The sequence below is a fragment of the Pseudoxanthomonas sp. LjRoot204_2 genome (genome assembly GCF_056175765.1).
Window position 1 is genome coordinate 1 of sequence record NZ_JBGFFG010000016.1, and the last position, 19,287, is coordinate 19,287.

The 19,287-nt window shown below is 66.9% G+C and carries 13 protein-coding genes; 2 read left to right on the forward strand and 11 right to left on the reverse strand.

Annotation, left to right across the window (positions count from 1 at the left end):
- The 4 genes from AC04L7_RS01525 to prfB all read right to left on the reverse strand — a co-directional run.
- The coding region (locus tag AC04L7_RS01525) for a sensor histidine kinase (protein ID WP_475512421.1) at positions 1-1,037 on the reverse strand (1,037 nt) is incomplete at its 3' end.
- A gap of 3 nt (positions 1,038-1,040) precedes the next feature.
- The gene (gene rpfG, locus AC04L7_RS01530) at positions 1,041-2,129 is read right to left on the reverse strand and encodes a cyclic di-GMP phosphodiesterase response regulator RpfG (RefSeq protein ID WP_475512427.1); all 1,089 of its coding nucleotides are present in this window, start codon (positions 2,127-2,129) and stop codon (positions 1,041-1,043) included.
- A 405-nt stretch (positions 2,130-2,534) separates the two neighbouring features.
- Positions 2,535-4,058, reverse strand: a complete 1,524-nt coding sequence (gene lysS / locus AC04L7_RS01535; protein ID WP_435998384.1) for a lysine--tRNA ligase — start codon at positions 4,056-4,058, stop codon at positions 2,535-2,537.
- A 121-nt stretch (positions 4,059-4,179) separates the two neighbouring features.
- Positions 4,180-5,305 (reverse strand): peptide chain release factor 2 gene (gene prfB / locus AC04L7_RS01540; RefSeq protein ID WP_475512422.1). Its coding sequence is split into 2 segments (ribosomal slippage): positions 4,180-5,229 and positions 5,231-5,305, totalling 1,125 coding nucleotides; the frame shifts between segments, so codons are not numbered across the junction.
- Between the two features lie 131 nt (positions 5,306-5,436).
- Between prfB and AC04L7_RS01545 the strand changes: the two genes are divergently transcribed.
- Entirely contained in the window at positions 5,437-7,362 is a 1,926-nt protein-coding gene (locus AC04L7_RS01545; protein ID WP_435998381.1) for a GGDEF domain-containing protein, read from the forward strand.
- 1 nt (position 7,363) lies between these two features.
- On the opposite strand, the gene AC04L7_RS01550 is transcribed toward AC04L7_RS01545, so the two are convergent.
- On the reverse strand, positions 7,364-8,248 hold the full coding sequence (locus AC04L7_RS01550; RefSeq protein ID WP_475512423.1) for a LytTR family DNA-binding domain-containing protein: 885 nt from the start codon (positions 8,246-8,248) through the stop codon (positions 7,364-7,366).
- Positions 8,249-8,402: 154 nt separating this feature from the next.
- Between AC04L7_RS01550 and AC04L7_RS01555 the strand changes: the two genes are divergently transcribed.
- Positions 8,403-9,608, forward strand: coding sequence for an acyltransferase family protein (locus AC04L7_RS01555; protein ID WP_475512424.1), 1,206 nt, complete (start codon positions 8,403-8,405; stop codon positions 9,606-9,608).
- 7 nt (positions 9,609-9,615) lie between these two features.
- Here AC04L7_RS01555 and recJ read toward each other — a convergent pair whose 3' ends face one another.
- From recJ to carA, 6 genes are all read right to left on the reverse strand, one after another.
- Positions 9,616-11,343, reverse strand: coding sequence for a single-stranded-DNA-specific exonuclease RecJ (gene recJ, locus AC04L7_RS01560; protein WP_475512425.1), 1,728 nt, complete (start codon positions 11,341-11,343; stop codon positions 9,616-9,618).
- On the reverse strand, positions 11,340-12,293 hold the full coding sequence (locus tag AC04L7_RS01565; RefSeq protein WP_435998373.1) for a phosphoglycerate mutase: 954 nt from the start codon (positions 12,291-12,293) through the stop codon (positions 11,340-11,342). Before AC04L7_RS01565 ends, recJ begins: the two co-directional genes overlap by 4 nt.
- Before the next feature lie 16 nt (positions 12,294-12,309).
- Positions 12,310-12,774: a transcription elongation factor GreA gene (greA, locus tag AC04L7_RS01570; RefSeq protein ID WP_296280735.1), complete on the reverse strand. Its 465-nt coding sequence runs from the start codon at positions 12,772-12,774 to the stop codon at positions 12,310-12,312.
- Positions 12,775-12,782: 8 nt separating this feature from the next.
- A complete protein-coding gene (gene carB / locus AC04L7_RS01575) occupies positions 12,783-16,028 on the reverse strand; it encodes a carbamoyl-phosphate synthase large subunit (protein WP_475512426.1) in 3,246 nt (1,081 codons plus the stop codon).
- Between the two features lie 18 nt (positions 16,029-16,046).
- Positions 16,047-17,945 (reverse strand): alpha/beta hydrolase family protein, encoded by a 1,899-nt coding sequence (locus AC04L7_RS01580; RefSeq protein ID WP_296280681.1) that lies wholly within the window; start codon positions 17,943-17,945, stop codon positions 16,047-16,049.
- A 79-nt stretch (positions 17,946-18,024) separates the two neighbouring features.
- Complete coding sequence (carA, locus tag AC04L7_RS01585; protein WP_296280683.1) at positions 18,025-19,152, reverse strand: glutamine-hydrolyzing carbamoyl-phosphate synthase small subunit; 1,128 nt, start codon at positions 19,150-19,152, stop codon at positions 18,025-18,027.
- Positions 19,153-19,287 lie beyond the last annotated feature (135 nt).

The window sequence follows — 19,287 nt, forward strand, 5'->3', positions numbered from 1 at the left end:
GTGAAGCGCAGGCGGATGCGGCTGCCCTCGACCAGCGTGGGCGCGACCACCAGCCGGACCTCGCCGTCGTCGGTGAACTTCACCGCGTTGCCGGCCAGATTCAGCAGCACCTGGCGCAGGTGGCCCGCATCGCCGCGCAGCTTGAGCGGGATGGCATCGTCCACCACGCCTTCGTAGCGGACCTGCTTTCCACGGGCCTGCGGCATGAGGATCAGGCCGATGCTCTCGACCAGTTCGCGTGGCGAGAACTCCACGACGTTGAGCTTGACCTTGCCCGCTTCGATCGCGGAGATGTCCAGCACGTCCTCGACTAGTCCCAGCAGCGTCCGGGTCGATGCCTGGATCGTGGACAGGCACTCGCGCTGTTCGGCATCCAGACGCGTGGTCGCCAGCAGTTCGGACATGCCGGCGAGACCATTGAGTGGCGTGCGGAACTCGTGGCTCATGTTGGCCAGGAACCGGCTCTTCGCTTCGTTCGCGCGGCGCGCTTCGTCGGTGGCGCGCGTCAGGTCGCGCAGCAGGCCGGACAGGTACATCGGCACGGCGATCAGGCCCAGCACCAGGCCGACGCCCAGCGTCAGGTTGCTGCGCCAATAGTCGTTCATCAGCACCACCGCCCCGAAGGCGGTGCTCGCCATCGCCACGGCGACGACCAGATAGCGGTTGCCGTAGCGCAGTCCGTTGCCGACGGTGATCCACATCAGGACCACGTAGGCCCACGACAGGGGCTCGCCCATGCCGTTCATCGCCGCCGCCAGCAGGCCGTAGTCGGCGATCATGCCCAGCGCACGGCGCGCGTGCGATTTGCCAGGCTGCACCAGCAACCACGCGAAGATGCCCAGGCCATTGACCAGGCCCGAGGTGATGATGGTCAGGACGATGGTGTACTCGTCCGCAGRCAACGCGGCGCGCGAGGAAGGCAGCAACGCGTAGACGAGGATGATGGTGATCAGCGCGACCCGGATCAGCGCTTGGCCGTGCTCACTGTCGCCGCGATGCGCCAGTCGGGATTTGATCCAGGCAAGGGGATTCGTCATGGCTCACTCCATCCCTGGACGGCTCTGCACCGTCGAGTAACGTTCGCAAATGTCGTCGAGCCGCGCCCGCCCGCGAATCAGCGCGTCGACGCAGGCCGGATCGAACAGGCGGCCACGCTGGGCGTACAGGTAGGCCAAGGCCGCATCCTTGTCCCAGGCCTTCTTGTACGGACGCGGCGAAATCAGGGCATCAAAGACGTCCGCAACCGCCACTATCCTCGCTTCCAACGGGATCTGCTCGCCCACGAGGCCATCGGGATAACCTCTGCCGTCGTAGCGCTCGTGGTGGCGCAGCGCGATCAGCGCGCCGGTCTGGATGAAGCGGTTCTGGCTGCCCGACAGCAGSTGGTGGCCGATCTTCGGGTGGCGGCGCATGACATCGGTTTCGTCGGCCGTCAGCGGTCCGGCTTTCATCAGGACCGAATCCGGGATCGCGATCTTGCCCATGTCGTGCAGCGGCGCCGCCATTTCGATGGTGCGCACCTCGTCTTCGGGCAGCCCCAGTTGCTCGGCGATCAGGCCGGCCACGTGGGCCATGCGTTCCAGGTAGGCGCTGGTGCCGCTGTCGCGGTACTCGATGGCGCGGGCCAGCCGCGAGAGCGTCTCGCGCTCGCGCTCCTCGACCTCGTGCATGCTGGACAGCAGGCGCTGCTCCAGCGACAGGGCACGCTGCTTCACGTTCTCGGACTGCTGGCGGAGCTGCAGCAGGTTGCGGCAGCGGGCACGCAGCTCGCGCGGGCGCACCGGCTTGACGAGGAAATCGATGACGCCCGCCTCGAGGGCGGCCTGGCGGATCGGCTCGTCGCCGACCACCGTGATCAGGATGATCGCGATGTCACGATGCATCGGCAGCCGGCGGAAGCGGCGCGCGAATTCCAGCCCATCCATGCCCGGCATGCGGTAGTCCAGCAGCAGCAGGTCGGTCCGGTTCTTCTCGCACCATTCCAGTGCGGCCAGCGGATCGCCGAAATCATGGACGGCCAACTCGGACGCGATGTCCTCGATGACATGGCGCAGCATGGTGCGCGCGGACGTCTGATCGTCGACGATGACGATGTTCAAAGCGTTACCTGCCCCTTGTGGCCACAGCATGTGGCTGTCGGGCAAGGATACTCCGGCGGCGGCGGCACTCGCATCCAACATGGCGGAAGTCCTGTTCGGCGGTACGGTCCCGGGTCGGGTCCGTGATCCACGAAGGGAACCGATGCCAATCGCGGGGCCCCCTCCCCTGATCTCTATCGGCGCGGACGACGGAAAATTGACCGTCCTGCGCGTCAATCGACGCAGGAAGCGTGCCAGCCGCCCCAGCGGCCTGTCCGGCCTCCACACATTGACCTCCGTCACAGATTGGGGTCCTTGCACCCCGCCCCGGCAGGAGCGGATGCCGAAACGCAGCGCCGCAGGACAGCCGTGCCTGCGTCATGGACCCGTCGCGTCATCCCGCCAGGTTCCCTTTCTGCCCCATAGCGTCACTCGCGGCGGAACAGGCGCGCCTGTTCAGCCGTTGCTTTCGGGGCGCATGTAAGGGAAAAGCAGCACGTCCCGGATCGAGTCCGAACCCGTCAGCAGCATCACCAGCCGGTCGATGCCGATGCCGAGCCCACCGGTGGGCGGCAGGCCGACTTCCAGCGCACGGATGTAATCGGCGTCGAAGTGCATGGCTTCGTCGTCGCCGCCCTCCTTGGCCTGGACCTGGGCCATGAACCGGGCCGCCTGGTCTTCCGGGTCGTTCAATTCGGAGAAGCCGTTGGCGATTTCCTTGCCGTTGATGAACAGTTCGAAGCGGTCGGTGTAGCCCGGCTGGTCGTCGTTGGCGCGAGCCAGCGGCGAAACCTCGACCGGATGGTCAGTGATGAAGGTCGGCTGGACGAGCGTGTGCTCCACGGTCTTCTCGAAGATCTCCAGCAACAGCTTGCCCCAGCCATACGACGGCTTGACGTGGATCTTCAGCCGTTCGCAGTGGCGCGCCAGCGCGTCGCGATCGGTGCAGTCCGCCGCCGTGATCTCGGGATTGTGGTGGCGGACGGCTTCGTCCATGCGCCAGCGGCGGAATGCCGGCTCCAGGTCGATGTCCTGGCCGTCCCAGGCCACCTGGCCGGTACCCAGCACCTCGTGCGCCACATCGCGGATGACGCCCTCGGTCAGGTCCATGATCTCGGTATAAGTGGCGTACGCCTCGTACAACTCGAGCATCGTGAACTCGGGGTTGTGCCGCGTGCTTACACCCTCGTTGCGGAAATTGCGGTTGATCTCGTAGACGCGCTCCAGCCCGCCGACGACCAGGCGCTTCAGGTACAGCTCCGGCGCTACGCGCAGATAAAGGTCCAGGTCCAGCGCGTTGTGGTGCGTGGTGAACGGCTTGGCCGCGGCGCCGCCGGGGATGTAATGCATCATCGGCGTTTCGACTTCCAGGAAACGCCGCGTATCCAGCCATTCGCGGATCGCGCGGATGATCCGCGAGCGCTTGATGAACACGTCGCGCGCTTCCGGCGTGACGATCAGGTCCACGTAGCGCTGGCGGTAGCGCTGCTCCACGTCGGACAGGCCATGCCACTTGTCCGGCAGGGGGCGCAGCGATTTCGTCAGCAGGCGGAAGGCGTCGGCTTTCACCGACAGTTCGCCGGTCCGGGTGCGGGTCAGCCCACCTTCCACACCGACGATGTCGCCGACGTCCCAGCCCTTGAAGGCATCGTACGTCTCACCCAGCGTGTTGGCCTGCAGGAACAGCTGGATGCGCCCCGACTCGTCCTGGATCTGCACGAAGCTGGCCTTGCCCATCACGCGCTTGGCCATCAGGCGCCCGGCCAGCTTCACGCGCCGACCACTGCCTTCCAGCGCCTCGCCGGTCCACAGTTCGGCATCCTCGTACTGCGTCTGCAGGTCGCCCGCATAGTCGCTGCGGCGGAAGTCGTTGGGAAACGCGATGCCCTGCCCGCGCAGCGCCGTCAGTTTGGCGCGGCGCTCGGCGATGAGGCTGTTCTCGTCGACGGCGGGCTGCGTGGCTGGGGTCTGATCGGTCATGGTGTAGGAAATCGAAGAAGGCGATGTAGGAGCGGCACATGGCCGCGATGCTCTTGCAGGATTATCGTTCAAAGCATCGCGGCCATGGGCCGCTCCTGCAAAAGGCGGGTGCGCTCGCGGATCAAGCGTCGATGCGTTTCGACCCTGCTTCCAGGCCGGATTTCAGGCTGGCCTCGACGAACTCGTCCAGGTCGCCATCCAGCACCTTCTGGGTATCCGAGCGTTCCACGCCGGTGCGCAGGTCCTTGATGCGGCTCTGGTCCAGCACGTAGTTGCGGATCTGGYTGCCCCAGCCGATGTCGGACTTGGTCGCCTCCACCGCATCGCGCTCGGCGTTGCGCTTCTGGATCTCGAGTTCGTACAGCTTGGCGGCCAGCATCTTCATCGCGTTGTCGCGGTTCTGGTGCTGGCTGCGGCCGGTCTGGCAGGCCACGACTATCCCGGTCGGCACGTGAGTGATGCGCACGGCCGATTCGGTCTTGTTTACGTGCTGGCCACCTGCGCCGGACGAGCGGTACACGTCGGTCTTCAGGTCGGCCGGGTTGATGTCGATGTCGATGTTGTCGTCGACTTCCGGCGACACGAACACCGAGGTGAAGCTGGTATGGCGGCGGTTGTCCGAATCGAAGGGCGACTTGCGCACCAGGCGGTGCACGCCGGTTTCGGTCTTCAGCCAGCCGTAGGCGAAGTCGCCTTCTACCCGCAGCGTGGCCGACTTGATGCCGGCGACGTCGCCACCGCTGGCTTCCATCAGTTCGGTCTTCCAGCCGCGCGACTCGCACCAGCGCAGGTACATGCGCAGCAGGATTTCCGCCCAGTCCTGCGCCTCGGTGCCGCCGGCACCGGCCTGGATGTCGACGAACGCATTCGAGCTGTCCATCTTGCCGGAGAACATGCGCTGGAATTCCAGCTTGTCCACGTGCACGGCATAGCGCTCCACGTCGGCCACCACAGCATGGGCCGTATCCTCGTCGTTCTCCATCTCCGCCAGTTCCAGCAGTTCGCCGGCGCCGGTCAGGCCCTCCTCGATATCGCGGATGCCATTGACGGTCTTGTCCAGCAGCGAACGCTCGCGGCCCAGTTGCTGGGCGTACTCGGCGTTGTTCCAGATATCCGGGCTTTCCAGCTCGCGGTTTACTTCTTCTAGGCGCTCGCGCTTGGCATCGTAGTCAAAGATACCCCCGGAGCGAGGCCAACCTGTCCTGCAGGTCGGCGATGCGCTGGCGGATGGGATTCAGCTCGATCATGGGTGCTGGGACGGGGGAAAGGAATCGGTCGGCAAGGATACCAGAGCCACGCAGTACGCCGCCCCCGGAAGGATGCGCTGGAACGGGAATTGCAGGATGCCGGGGGCGTCCCTCCGAGAGCCGCTCCGCTCATGCCGACTCCCGCCGCCCTGCCCGCTCCGCTGCTGCCCTGCCTGCTCGGCCTGGCGTTGTTGCTGAGCCTGCCGTCCTCGCGCGCCCAGGGCACGCAGCCTGCCGTGCACGACCGCGCAGCCGCGGTGACGCGCTGCCTGCAGCTGCGTCGCGATGCGCCTCCGGTGGCCGTGCAGCTCGCGGAGTCGCTGCTGGCGGAACCGGACCTGTCAGTCGAGGACGAGGTGAAAACACTGAGCTGCCTCGGCATCGCCGCGGGCCTGACCGGTGATCGGGCAAGCGCAGTGGACGCGGGCGAACGGATGGAGCGGCGCATGGCCGAACATCCCGGACTGCCACCGGAATTCCGTGCGCGTGCGTTCTCCCAGGCGGGCTCCATCTTCCATGGCGCCGGTCAGATCCACCGCGCGGAATCCGCCTACCTGAAGGTGCAGACCCTGGCCGCGCAGCTCGACACCGACGAAGCCGCGCTGTTCCAGGCCACCACGCTGGCCAACATTGGCCTGATCCACGCCGACTATCTCGACTCGCCCGATGTCGCCGACGACTACTACCGCCAGGCGCTGGCCGCCGCGGCGCCGGTCGGACTGGAAGATCCCCTGATCCTGCACAACCATGCGCTCAACCTGATCCGGTTGGGACGCATCGACGAGGCGCTTGCGGTGATCGACCAGGGCGAGGCCGTGGCGGTCCGCAAGCGCGCGCAATCGGTCATGGATCGCCTGCGCGCCGAGCGGGCGGGCATCTGGATCACGCAGGGGCGGCTGGCGCAGGCCCGCCCGGTGCTCGAGGCCGCCGTCCGGTCGCAGCAGACCAACGCCGATACCCCTGGCCTGGCCGGTTCACTGGCCAAACTCTCCACGCTGCAGCGCCTGTCCGGCGATCGCTCGACCGCCCTGGCCACCGCCCGCCGCGCGTGGTCCAGCGTGGACGGGACGCCCCAGCCGCAGAAGCAGCGGGAAGTGCTGCGCGCCTGGATGGCAGCACACGCTGCGCTCGGCCAGGCCGATCAGGCGATGGCAGTCGGTGCGCGCCTGCATGCCCTGGAAATGGAGACGCTCAAGGCGCAGCGGCTGGAACTGCTGGCGGACCTGCAGGCACGCAGTGAAAGCGCGGCGGCCCAGCGCGAACTGGAGAGCATGCGCCATGAGGCGCAGGTGCGCGGATTGAACGATGAGAAATCCCGCCTCATGCGCCGGGCCGGCATCGCCCTGCTGGTGTTGCTGGTGCTGGCCGGCGTCGGCTTCGGGCTGCTGCAACGGCGCAAGAACAGGCAGTTGCGCAAGGTGAGCGCAACCGATCCGCTTACCGGCGTGCGCAACCGGCGCGCCGCCACCGAGGCCTTGAAGGCGATATCCCTGCAGCGGCCGGTGGCGGGCACGCGCCACGTGCTGTTCCTGATCGACATCGATCACTTCAAGCAGGTAAACGACAGCTTCGGCCACCATGCTGGGGACCAAGTACTGGTGGCCCTGGCCCGTCGCCTGCGCGACATCGCCCGGTCCGACGATGTCATTGCGCGCTGGGGCGGTGAGGAATTCCTGATGGCGTGCGCCGACCTGACCGAGGCGCAGGCCTGCACGGTCGCCTCGCGACTGCATGAAGCGCTGTGCGAAGTGCACGAACTCGCGCCACGCCAGCGCTGGTCTCTGACCGTGTCGCTGGGGTTCGCGCCTTTCCCGTTCTTCGACAACGCCAGCTGTGGGTGGGACTACGCCCTGCGCATGGCCGACCGCGCCCTGTATGCCGCCAAGGACCGCCGCAACGCCTGGGCAGGCCTGTGGGGGCGCTGCCTGCCGGCGGGCATCCCGCTGCAGACCGTGCTGGAGTCGCCAGAGGATGCGGTGCGCAGCGGCGCCATCGAACTGGTGGCCAGCTACGCCGTGGAGCGGTTGCCGCAGGTGCCGGCCACGCGGGCCGCATGAGCTAGCACGCGTCGGCGCYGGTCCGCTGGCGCAGGTCCTGCCGGTGGCGTCGGCTGCAAGGCAAGGCGCTGCCATCCTTCATGTGGACGCGCGCGTCGCCGGTATCCAGCGGTTCGATCGAGGCCACCTGGTCCAGACTGACGATGTAGCTGCGATGGATGCGGGTGAAGCGGCGCGGATCCAGGCGCGCTTCGATGCCGGCGATGGTGCTGCGCAGGGGATAGTCGTGGCCGCGCACGCGGAGGTTCACGTAATTGCCCGCGGCCTGAAGCCACTCGATGTCGTTGGCCGCCACCAGGAACTCGCGCCCGAGCTTGCGCACCAGGAAACGCTCCGGCTTGTCGACCGGCTCCAACGGGAGGCCCTCGTCGGGTTCGGCGAGCAGGCTGGCTTCGCCCTGCCAGCGGCGCAGCAGGAAGCGATACCCCTCCACGGCCACCACGATGGTGGCGAAGCTGCGTGCATCCTTGAGGTACTCATAGGCCAGCTCGCGCGGCCATGGACCGAAGTCGTAGGCCATCCCCTGCATGCGGTACGCCAGCACACGCAGGGCGACCATGCCGACCACGTGCACCAGGCAGACCACGAGGCTGGCGACCGCGTATTCCCCCAGCCGCGTACGCCAGTTCTCCCAGTGCAGCGGGCGCCAGCGGGTGTACGCAACAATGGCCGGGATCAGCACCAGCAGCCACACCAGGGCGCTGCTGGTTTCCCAGACCACCGGCTCCCAGGCCTGGATGCCCGAATCGCCGCGCCGGAGCTCCATCAACGTCGTCAGGCTGTTGGCGATGCAGTTGGCGGCCGTCACCGCGACCCAGAATCCCGCTTCGACCCACCGCTTCCACGGCAGGTAGCGTTCGTAGGTCAGCGTGTCCTTGTGGTTCATGCGCGCATTCTAGCGGTCGCCTTTCGAGGTAGGCAGGRCGATTCGTCCCCATTGTCCGCGGCTCGTCACTGCGGCCACGCGATCCATCCCTTCATGCTGGCCGCGGGCGGCACGTGCGGCGACGCTGCCGCCTTCCCTGAAAACGGAGAACGCCATGCAACGTCGCCACGATCTGGACTGGGTCAGGGTCTGCGCCTTCGCGCTACTGGTCCTTTACCACGTGGGCATGTACTACGTGACCTGGGACTGGCACGTGAAAAGTCCGGCCGCCAGCGATGCGCTGGAGCCTTTAATGCTGCTCAGCTCACCCTGGCGGCTGTCGCTGTTGTTCCTAGTGTCGGGTGCGGCGACCGCATTCCTGCTGGGCAAGGCGCAGCGGACCGCACAGGCGGCGGGCACGCGCCTTCGTTTCCTCGGCGCCCGCTCGTGGCGGCTGWTGSTGCCGCTGGCCTTCGGCATGCTGGTGATCGTACCGCCGCAGGCCTATTACGAAGTGGTGGAACAGCTTCCCGGCGGCTACCACGAGGGCTACCTGGCGTTCTACGCGCGCTACCTGAGCGCTTACGACGACTTTTGCGATGCGGAGGGCTGCCTGGATCTCCCCACCTGGAACCATCTGTGGTTCGTCGCCTATCTCTGGGTCTACACCGTGGTGCTGTGGCTGCTTTGGCGACTGGCACCGCGTGCCCTCGACGCGATTGGCGGACGACTCGCGAGTGCGCTGTCCGGACCGGGCGTGGTGGTCTGGCCGTGCCTGTTCCTGGGCATGGCGCGGATCCTGCTGGTCTCCCGGTTCGAGCAGACGCATGCACTGGTGGATGACTGGTACAACCATGCGCAGTACTTCGGCGTGTTCGTGCTCGGCTTCCTCATCGCCCGTGCGGAGGGGGTGTGGCAGGCGATCGAGCGGTTTCGCTGGATGGCGGTGGTCACATGGTTGGCCAGCTGGGCCGGGCTGATCGCCTACTTCACCCGTTTCGCCGACGTCGATCCGCCCGAATGGTTGCGCATGACGATGCGCATGGCGTGGGCGTTGAACCAGTGGTGCGCCATCGTCGCGGTGCTCGGCTTCGCGCATCGCATGCGGCCCGGCGACAGTCCGGCGCTGCGCTACCTGGTGGCGGCAGTGTTCCCCGTCTACATCCTGCACCAGACGGTCATCGTCGTCGTGGCGCATCACCTGAAACCGCTGGCGATTCCTCCGTTGGCGGAGGGCCCGCTGCTGGTCGCGATCACCTTCGCGGCATGCTTCGCCGGGTACGAGGCCATCCGCCGCGTGCGCTGGCTGCGCCCCCTCTTCGGCCTCACGCGCGCGAAAGCAGTGCCTGCACGCCCGCCGCTGGCGACGCGAACGTCGTGACGCAGCCTCAGTCGGGCGCGCGCCAGTGGCGCAGCAGCAACTGGATGCCGCGACGGTCGCGCCAGTCGTCGGTATCCAGCTGGTAGGCAGCATGGATGCGCGCGGGCGGGGGCGTGTCGTRCCAGCCGTTGAAATGGATCGCGTTCAATGGCGTCGCGTGGCCGGTTGCCCTGAGCGAGAACTTCAGGTGCTTCTCGCCGACCACGCGCCAGTCCAGGACGTCGAACACGCCGTCGAACATCGGCTCGGGGAACCCCTGCCCCCACGGACCGGCACTGCGCAGGAGATCGGCATGAAGGCGATCGAGTTCATCGCCGCCCAGTTCGCCATCGCTCAGCACCTCCTCGCGCAGCAGATCGTCGTCGAGCAGCGCACTGGCGTGCCGCTGCAGCGCGTCGCGGAACCTCGGCAGGTCGCTTTCGTCGAGCGACAGCCCCGCTGCCATGGCGTGGCCGCCGAAACGGTGGATCAGGCCCGGGTGCGCGATATCCACCGCAGCCAAGGCATCCCGGACATGGAATCCGGGGATGGAACGGGCGGAGCCGCGCAAGGTCGTACTGCCGGGCTCGGCCGGCGCGAACGCGATCACCGGCCGATGCAGCCGCTCCTTGATCTTGGATGCCACCAGGCCGACGACGCCCGGATGCCATTCCGGATCGAACAGGCAGGGCGCGAGCGGTACGGGTGCGCCCTGCCCGTCGTCGATGCGGGCCAGCGCGGCATGGGCCTCCTCGACCATCTGCTGCTGCACGCCGCGCCGCTCGGCATTGATGCCTTCCAGTACGCGGGCCATCTCATCGGCCTGGGTCGCGTCATCGGTCAGCAGGCAGGCGATGCCCAGCGCCATGTCCTCCAGCCGTCCTGCCGCGTTCAGGCGCGGTGCGATGGCGAAGCCGATATCGGACGTCGTCAGGCGCGCCGGGTCGCGGCCCGACACGCGCATCAGCGCCTGGAGACCTGCGCATCCCTGCCCCGCGCGCAGGCGGCGCAGGCCTGCACCGACCAGGGCGCGATTGTTCGCATCCAGCGGTACCAGGTCCGCGACGGTACCGACGGCGACGAGGTCGAGCAGCGTGGCCAGGTCCGGCTCCGACTGCCCGGACACGCTCCGCTCGCGCAGCACGCGGCGCAGCGCCAGCAGCACGTAGAACATCACCCCGACGCCCGCCAGCATCTTGCTGGGGAACGGGTCGCCGCGCAGGTTGGGATTGACGATGACGTCGGCCGGCGGCAATCGCTCGCCGGGCAGATGGTGATCGGTGACCAGCACCTGCCAGCCGCGCGCCTTGGCGGCAGCGATGCCGGCATGGCAAGCGATGCCATGGTCGACGGTCACCAGCAGGTCGGGCTGCAGCGCGGCCAGTTCATCCACCAGCGAGGGCGACAGGCCATAGCCATGCACCATGCGGTTCGGCACCGCGGGCGTCACGCGGCGCGCGCCGAGCAGGCAGAGGCCGCGTACACCGACCGCGCAGGCGGTCGCGCCATCGCAGTCGAAGTCGCCGACGATGACGATGTGGCGGTCCTGTGCGATGGCATCGGCGAGCAGCGCGGTCGCTTCCGGCAGTCCACCGAGCAGGTCGGGCGGCAGCAGGTGCGCCAGCCGCGGCTGCGCCTGGTCGAGCGACCGCGCACCCCGCGCTTCATAGATCCGCCGCAGCAGTGGCGGCACGCTGTCGGGCCACTGCCCGCCCTCGGCAAGCGGGCGCCGGCGGATCCGCGGTGACGGGGTCATGCCGGGACGTGGTCCGGGCGCACCGTGTCCAACCGCTGCAGGGGCCTGCGCCACAGGCGCCAGCGTTGTTCGCGGCGCAGCGAGAACAGGGTGCCGTCCTCGAAGTCCAGGGTCAGCGCATCGAGTTCGCGCTTGCGCAGCGCATCGAGCAGCGGGCGCAATGCATCGCGGCATAGCAGGTCCAGATTGCGCAGATGGCGCAGGTCGATCAGCGCGTCGACGCCGCCTTCGCCGTTGGCATGCCCGGCCTCCACGCCCGCTACCTGGGCCAGCGATTGCAGCAGCACGTCGTTGCCCTTGACCTGCCGGAACCCGGTACGCACCGCATCCGGCAGCACGCCGCCACCCCAGAACCACAGCGAGTTCACCGGCGCCTTGCCCTGCGCGGCGCGGTGGGCATTCCACGGATGGTTGTGCAGCATCACCTGCGCTTCGCTCAGCAAGGCGCGCCAGCGCCGGCCGGCATCACCGTCGGGCAGGTGTGCGAACAGGTCGTCGCCCAGCACGTCGCCCGCGGGCACGAAGGGCGGCAGTTTCGCTTCCAACGGCAAGCGCAGGTACCAGCGGGCCGGATGGGGCGCATCCAGCAGCATGCCCGCGTCGCCGAACAGCAGCTTGAGCGCGGGCAACAGCTGGGCAGTGTCGTCAGCGTCGAGCGCCAGTGCTTCGCCGTAGGCCAGCATGCGCGCGCCGGCCATGTCGGGCGAAACGCGCGCCGGATCGGCGCGCAGCCACATCGCGCCGGCCGCATCGCGCGCATCGTGCTGGCGCGTGAGCGCGGCCACCGGCCAGTGGTCCGGTATCAGCTGGAACTGGCGGCGCAGTTGCGCGCGCTCCCCCGCCTCGCTTGCTGCACGGTCGGCACGGCCCAGGGCCTTCGCGAGATCGGGCGGCAGGACCTGCCCGACCAGGCGGGTGCGTGCGGGCAGCAGCAGGGTGGCCTGGGCCATGATGGGGCGGCCGGGGTCAGTCGGCGTAGGAAACGCTGATGATTTCGTACTCGCGCTGGCCGGCGGGCGCATCGATGGTGACCGAATCGCCTTCGTGCTTGCCGATCAGGGCGCGGGCCAGCGGCGACGAGATCGCGATCAGGCCCAGCTTGATGTCGGCCTCGAGGTCGCCAACGACCTGGTAGCGCTTCTCTTCATCGGTATCCACGTCCGCCAGCACCACCTTCGCGCCGAACACGATGCGCGAGCCGGCGTTGAGCTTGCTCACGTCGATGATCTCGGAATGCGAAAGCTCGCCTTCCAGCTGCTTGATGCGGCCTTCGATGAAACCCTGCTGCTCGCGGGCGGCATGGTATTCGGCGTTTTCCTTCAGGTCGCCGTGCGCACGCGCCTCGGCGATCGCGGTGATCACCTCGGGGCGCTTGACCGTCTTCAGAAGGTCCAGTTCCTGGCGCAGGCGCTGTGCGCCCTGCATCGTCAATGGGGCTCTCACCCTTGAAGCTCCTTGTGCAGTTCCTGCAACGCCAGCACCGGGCCCGTGCCACGGTATTCCAGCGAATGCACCAGCGCCTTGGCGCCGGCGACGGTGGTCGAATAGGTGACGCGGTGCTGCAGGGCCTCGCGCCGGATGGAGAAGGAGTCGGCGATGGCCTGGCGTCCTTCCGTGGTGTTGACGATATACACGATTTCGCCGTTCTTGATCAGGTCGACCACGTGCGGCCGCCCCTCCAGCACCTTGTTGATCTGCTCGCAGTCGATGCCACGCTCACGCAGCCACGACGCGGTGCCGGCGGTCGCGACGATGGAGTAGCCGCGGCCGACCAGTTCCTGCGCCACCGGCAGCACGCGCTTCTTGTCCGGGTCGCGTACCGAGATGAACACCTTGCCCACCGGCGGCGCCTTGATGCCGCCGGCTTCCTGCGCGCGCGCCATGGCGGCACCGAAGCTCCGGCCGACGCCCATCACCTCACCGGTGGAGCGCATCTCCGGCCCGAGGATCGGGTCCACGCCCTGGAACTTGGCGAACGGGAAGATCGCTTCCTTGACCGAGTAGTAGTCGGGCACGATTTCCTTGGTGGCGCCCTGCCCGGCCAGCGTCTTGCCGGCCATGCAGCGTGCCGCGATCTTGGCCAGCGGCATGCCGGTGGCCTTTGAGACGAACGGCACGGTGCGCGACGCGCGCGGATTCACTTCCAGCAGGTAGACGATGTCGTCGCTGCCGTCCTCGCTCGCCTGGATGGCGAACTGGGTATTCATCAGGCCGACCACCTTCAGTGCCTTGGCCAGCTCGACCACCTGGCGGCGCAGTTCGTCCTGCGTCTTCGCGGACAGCGAATACGGCGGCAGCGAGCACGAGGAGTCGCCCGAGTGCACGCCGGCCTCCTCGATGTGCTCCATCACGCCGCCGATCAGCACGTTGCCGTCGGCGTCGGCGATGATGTCCACGTCCACTTCGACCGCGTTGTCGAGGAAGCGGTCCAGCAGCACCGGCGAATCATTGGAGACCTTGACCGCGTCGCGCACGTAGCGCGCCAGGTCGGATTCGCCGTACACGATCTCCATCGCACGGCCGCCCAGCACGTACGACGGGCGCACGACCAGCGGGTAACCGATCTCGCGCGCCAGCAGCAGGGCTTCCTGATCATTGCGGGCGATGCGGTTCGGCGGCTGCTTGAGGCCCAGCGAATCCACGAGTTGCTGGAAGCGCTCGCGGTCCTCGGCGAGGTCGATCGAGTCGGGGCTGGTACCGATGACGGGCACGCCGTTGGCTTCGAGCGCGCGCGCCAGCTTCAGTGGGGTCTGGCCGCCGTACTGCACGATGACGCCCTTCGGCTGCTCCAGTTCGACGATGGCCAGCACGTCTTCCAGCGTCAGCGGCTCGAAGTACAGGCGATCGGAGGTGTCGTAGTCGGTGGAGACGGTTTCCGGGTTGCAGTTGACCATGATGGTCTCGAACCCGTCCTCCCGCAGCGCGAGCGCCGCATGYACGCAGCAGTAGTCGAACTCGATGCCCTGGCCGATGCGGTTGGGCCCTCCGCCGAGGATCATGATCTTGTCGCGCGTCGTCGGCTCCGCTTCGCACTCGTCCTCGTACGTCGAGTACAGATACGCGGTGCTGGTGGCGAACTCGGCCGCGCACGAATCCACGCGCTTGTAGACCGGCTTCACGCCCAGCGCCTTGCGCAGGACACGCACGGCGGTTTCGTTGGTGTTCGCCAGCTGGGCCAGGCGCGCATCGGAGAAACCCATCCGCTTCAGGTGGCGCATGCGCGCCTTGTCGAGCGAACCGAGACCGTCGGTGGCCAGCTGGCGCTCGGTCGCGATGATCTCCTCCATCTGGTCGAGGAACCAGGGATCGATGAACGACAGCGCATGCACCTGCTCGACCGTCATGCCGGCGCGGAACGCATCGGCCACGTAGAACAGGCGTTCCGGACCCGGCGCCTTCAGTTCCCGGCGCAGCGTGGCCAGGTCGTCTTCGTCGGCCAGGTCCAGTCCGGTGGGATCGAGGCCGACCTTGCCGGTTTCCAGGCCCCGCAGTGCTTTCTGCAGCGATTCCTGGAAGGTACGACCCATCGCCATCACCTCGCCCACCGACTTCATCTGGGTGGTGAGGCGCGCATCGGCCTGGGGGAACTTCTCGAACGCGAACCGCGGGATCTTGGTGACCACGTAGTCGATCGCCGGCTCGAACGACGCCGGCGTCAGGCCGCCGGTGATCTCGTTCTTCAGTTCATCCAGCGTGTAGCCCACCGCCAGCTTGGCAGCGACCTTGGCGATCGGGAAGCCGGTTGCCTTGGACGCCAGCGCCGACGAACGCGAAACGCGCGGGTTCATTTCGATGACGACCACACGGCCTGTCTGCGCGTTGATGCCGAACTGCACGTTCGAGCCACCGGTATCCACGCCGATCTTGCGCAGCACGGCGATGGAGGCGTCGCGCAGGCGCTGGTACTCCTTGTCGGTCAGCGTCTGCGCCGGAGCGACGGTGATACTGTCGCCGGTGTGCACGCCCATCGGGTCCRGGTTTTCGATGGAGCAGACGATGATGCAGTTGTCCGCGGTATCGCGGACCACTTCCATCTCGAACTCCTTCCAGCCCAGCACCGACTCCTCCACCAGCACTTCGGTGGTCGGCGACAGCTCGAGGCCGCGGGTCACGATGTCGACCAGTTCCTCGCGGTTGTAGGCGATGCCACCGCCGCTGCCGCCCAGCGTGAAGCTGGGGCGGATGATGGTGGGATAGCCGACGCGGGTCTGGATTTCCAGCGCTTCCTCCAGCGTGTGGGCGACCGCGGCCTTCGGACACTCCAAGCCAATCTCACCCATCGCCACGCGGAACAGCTCGCGGTCTTCCGCCATCCGGATGGCGTCGCGCTTGGCGCCGATCAGCTCGACGCCGTACTTCTCGAGCACCCCGTTGTCCGCCAGGTCCAACGCGCAGTTCAGCGCGGTCTGCCCACCCATGGTGGGCAGCAGCGCGTCGGGCTTCTCCTTGGCGATGATCTTCTCGACCGTCTGCCAGTTGATCGGCTCGATGTAGACCGCGTCCGCCATCTCCGGGTCGGTCATGATGGTCGCGGGGTTGCTGTTGACCAGCACCACCCGATACCCCTCCTCGCGCAACGCCTTGCACGCCTGGGCGCCGGAATAATCGAATTCGCAGGCCTGGCCGATGACGATCGGGCCTGCGCCGATGATCAGGATGGTGTTGAGGTCGTTGCGCTTGGGCATGGGGGACTGCTTCCAGGGTTACGGGGCCGAGGCGGTCTTCGCGTTCGGCCCGATGTACTTGTCAAAGAACGCCAGCATCTTGGTGTAGAGGTTGACGTTGTTCTGCAGGTCGCGGAAGCCGTGCGCTTCCTTCTTCTCGACGATCACGTCATCGGGTTTCTTGCCGACCTTGGCCAGTTGCGAAATCAGGAAGTGCATGTTCTTGATAGGCACGCGCACGTCCTTCTCGCCGTGGACCAGCAGGATCGGCACCTTGATGCGCTCCACGCCGTATGCCGGCGACTGCGCCATGCGCTCGGCAGCGGTCGGCGGATAGACGTCCTTCAGGTAGTTGCGACCGCTTTCATGGCCCATGAAGTCCGCGTCSCGCTGCGCGTCGAGGTCGTAGACGCCCACATAGCCCACCGTGCAGCGGTACAGGTCGGGCTCGCGCACCACGCTCATCAGCGCGGCATAGCCGCCGTAGGACGCACCGTAGATGCAGACGCGGTTCGGGTCAGCGATACCTTGCGCGACTGCCCAGCGGACCGCGTCCGTCAGGTCGTCCTGCATGGTGGTGCCCCACTTCCGGTAACCCATGCCTTCGAAGGCGTTGCCGTAGCCGCCGGAGCCGCGATAGTTGACCTGCAGGACGGCATAGCCGCGGTTCGCGAACAGCTGGACCTCGGGATTGAAGCCCCACTCATCGCGCGGGCCATGCGGGCCGCCATGCGGGTTGATGATCAGCGGCAAGTTCTTGCCGCTGCTGTCCTTCGGGATGGTGATGTAGCCGTGGAGGGCAAGACCGTCCCGTGCCTTCACCACGATGGGCTTCATCGGCGACATGTCTTCCGGCTTGATCCAGGCCATGCTGGCGGTCAGGAACTGCGCCTGACCCGTCTGGCGATCGAACAGATACGCCTCGGGCGCCTGCACGTCCGAATAGACCCGCATCATCAGGTAACGCCCGTCATCGGACGGTCGCTGGAAGCGAACGGCCTTGCCGGGGAACGCCTTTGCGAGTCCCGCGTACACTTTCGTCTCCGGATGCTCCGGAGCCACCCAGTCCCAGTAGGGGACACCGTCTTCGTACCACACGCCCAGCAGGGTCTTCTCGTCACTGCTCCACAGATAGCCGGAAGGACTGACGGTGCCGTTGCTGGAGACGGGCGTCTCTTCGCGGGAATCCACGTCGAGCAGGACGATGGTCTCGGGCTTGCCCTGCTCGCCTTTCGCCATGTACACGCGCTTGTTCTGCGCGTCGAAGCCGAGCGGATAGTAGGTTGCACCGTTGCGTTCGCTCTCGTGGACCAGCGTCCACCGATCGCCATCGCGGCGATACGTCACGTTGCGGCCGTCGTTCATCGCGCCGGCCACGAACCGAACCTTGCGGTCATGGTCGACCAGGAAGCTGCCCTGCTCGACCGGTGCATTGGCCACCGTGGTGATGCGGCCGTTGTTGACGTTGAGTTTGGAGAGGAAGGACGTTTCGACGGACCGCTCCACGAGGATCGTATCCGGATCCTCGGGCGTCAGGTCCACGATGCTGTAGCTGTTTCCGTTCGGGATATCCATCCGGCCCGTGCCGTCCAGGTTCGCGGCGTACATGTCGCCTCGCGCGGTCTCGAAGTCGAATCGACCCGTCTTGAACGTCACCACGAACAGCAGGCGCTTGTCGTTGGCCCAGACGACCTGGCGGAAATGGCGGTTCTCGCCATAGTCGAACTTGCCGACGATGGCCTGGTCCGCAACCCGCACGATGGCGAGCAACGTGCGATCGGCCTGGGGAACGTTCACCGCCATGTGCTTCCCGTCGGGAGAAAGCGCGACGGAGGTGAACTGGGGATCCTTGAAGAAATCCTGGATCGGAATCTCACGCGCGAAGCCCTGCACAGGCAACAGCGCGAGCAGCAACAACAGGCGCACCATCATTTTCATCTTCCACTCCCTGAAATGGAAAGGCAGCGATACGCCGCCGTACGGACAATCGATGGCGCTGGGCCATCCCCCTTCACGATTACCTCGCCTGCTCCATGCAGACAATGAAACGATCGAACAGCGGTGAGACATCATGCGGCCCCGGCGATGCCTCCGGGTGGCCCTGGAACGAGAAGGCCGGCGCGTCTGTCAGCTCGATGCCCTGGTTGGTGCCGTCGAACAGCGAGCGATGGATGACACGCACGTTGGCCGGCAGCGAGGCCTCGTCCACGGCGAAGCCGTGATTCTGCGACGTGATCATCACGCGGCCGGTATCGATGTCCTGCACCGGATGGTTCGCGCCGTGGTGGCCGTGGCCCATCTTGAGGGTCTGTGCGCCGGCGGCCAGCGCCAGCAGCTGGTGGCCGAGGCAGATGCCGAACGTCGGGATCTTCCTCGCGATGAATTCGCGGATGGCGGTGATGGCGTAGTCGCACGGCGCCGGATCCCCCGGGCCGTTGGACAGGAACACGCCGTCGGGCTGCAGCGCGAGCACGTCGGCCGCGCTGGTCTGCGCCGGGACGACGGTGACCTCGCAACCGCGTTCGGCGAGCATGCGCAGGATGTTGTGCTTAACACCGAAGTCGTATGCCACCACCTTGAACTTCGCGGGCGCCTGCACGAAGGCATTGCGGTCCAGGTCGAGCTGGCCATCGCGCCACGGATACGGCTTGTCGGTGCTGACCACCTTGGCCAGGTCCATGCCTTTCAGGCCGGGGAACTTGCGCGCGGCTTCCAGCGCCTTCTCCACGTCGACATCATCGCCCGCCATCAGCGCCCCGTTCTGGGCACCGCGCTCGCGCAGGATGCGCGTCAGCTTGCGCGTATCGATGCCGGCAATGGCCACGATGCCGCGCGTGGACAGCCATTCCGGCAGGGCCTGCTGGTTGCGCCAGTTGCTGGGGCGGCGCGGTACGTCGCGCACGATCAGGCCGGCACACCAGACCTTCGACGCTTCGTCGTCCTGGTCGGTGCAGCCGGTATTGCCGATGTGGGGATAGGTCAGGGTGACGAGCTGGCGGGCGTAAGAGGGGTCGGTCAGGATTTCCTGATAACCGGTCATCGCGGTGTTGAACACCACTTCGCCGACCGAGAGGCCGTCTGCGCCTACGGATTCGCCCTCGAATACGGTGCCGTCTTCGAGTACGAGGATTGCGGGTCGTGTCACGGGGTTCGCCTTGGGGTGGAGGAACCCTGTCCCACCGGCTTGCGGCTGCAAGAAACCGCAGACGCGGCGTTCATCCGGTCCGTGGCGATGGGTAACAGGCGAGCGGGAATTGTACGGAAACGGCCTGTTCAGCGC